At 45.9% G+C, this 499-nt stretch carries 1 protein-coding gene; it reads right to left on the bottom strand.

The window, feature by feature from the left end; translation table 11 throughout:
* Window positions 1–499: hypothetical protein (locus LA04_RS20645; RefSeq protein WP_047652970.1), on the bottom strand; the 499-nt coding region annotated here is incomplete at both ends.

Below are 499 nucleotides of genomic sequence, written 5' to 3'. Positions count from 1 at the left end.
GTAAACTGTGATGTTCTTGGTCGTGGTGTTGTCTTCGCTATCTGTAACAGCAACAGTCAGCACGTTTTTGCCTTCGAGCAATTTAACGGGCTGATCAATAGCCATATGACCTGGTTTGCCACTATTGATGTTGATGTCTACGTATTGGCTGGCGACAGAACTGCCGTTAATTGACAGACTCAGATATTGCGCATTGTCAGTGGCCGTTCCGGTAATCTGGAAGTTTGGATCGTTGGTATAAACCGGTGCATCTGTCGAGCTCTCCAATGACAATGTTGGAGCCACTGCATCCAAAATGAAGGTCAACGCTTCTTGGAAGGTCTTGTTTTGAGTGGTGTCACCCACAACAACCCCAAACGGTTTTTGTCCAAGAGTACCTAAATCTAAAGTGAAACTGAAAGTCAGATCATCCTTGATTGGAATTTGCTTACCATCAACCTGCAACGTTGTCGTTGGGTGCTTGACCTTACCAGTAATCGTCGCAATCCCGGTCTTAGGG

The sequence above is a fragment of the Enterobacter sp. UCD-UG_FMILLET genome (assembly GCF_000762975.1).
GTDB classification, from domain to species: Bacteria; Pseudomonadota; Gammaproteobacteria; order Enterobacterales; family Enterobacteriaceae; genus Enterobacter; species Enterobacter dykesii.
Note: the sequence above shows the minus strand (reverse complement) of the source record. Positions and strands in the feature narration are given on the sequence as shown.